At 69.2% G+C, this 711-nt stretch carries 1 protein-coding gene; it reads right to left on the reverse strand.

Annotation, left to right across the window (positions count from 1 at the left end; all coding sequences use genetic code 11):
- Positions 1–504, reverse strand: a 504-nt coding sequence (locus GTW43_RS37305) for a cupin domain-containing protein (RefSeq protein WP_161306396.1), incomplete at its 3' end; no start/stop codon positions are given.
- Positions 505–711: the final 207 nt, after the last annotated feature.

Below are 711 nucleotides of genomic sequence, written 5' to 3' on the forward strand. Positions count from 1 at the left end.
GAAGTCCTCCTCGAAGTAGCTGTCGTGGCGGATCCGGAACTCCTTCAGTTCCCGGGCGCCGCGCCGGGCCACCTCGGCGGCCTGCTCGAAGTACTCCTCGCGCGGCGCCCCGGGGGAGAACAGCATGAGCATCGAGAGCGGCTCGTCGGTCACGTTCTTGAAGGCGTGCAGACCGCCGACCGGGACGTACAGGAAGTCGCCGGTACGGCCGGTCACCCACGTGTCGCCGTTGAAGAGCTCGATCTGCCCGGACAGGACGTAGAAGGACTCCGACATCGCCCGGTGGAAGTGGGTCTTCGCGCCCGCGGACCGCGCCGCCAGATCCACCTTGTAGAGGCCGAACTCCCCGCCCGTCGAGGCGTGCGACGCCAGGTAGTGAGTGGCGCCGCCGCCCGGCGAGGAGATGTCCGGCGGCGTGTCGGCCGTGCGGAACGTCGCGTTCACCTCGCCTCGGTCGCCGTGGTAGCGCGGCTCGGGGTACGGCAGGTGCTCCGGGTACGACATCGTGCGCTCCTTGTCGTCGAGGTACCCCTGCATCCTGACCGACCGGATCGCGCCCCGGCATCGGGCCTCGGCATGATCAACGTCCGTCGTACGTACGGGACCTGAGACCTAGGCCGTGCCCGCAAAGTCCCTCCTGCCGGGCGACGCCTGGCACGCACTCTCGCCGCACCGGGCGTAAGGCCGAGTACATCCAGTACGAGGCCTTGC

It is taken from the genome of Streptomyces sp. SID5785, assembly GCF_009870065.1.
Classification (GTDB): domain Bacteria; phylum Actinomycetota; class Actinomycetes; order Streptomycetales; family Streptomycetaceae; genus Streptomyces.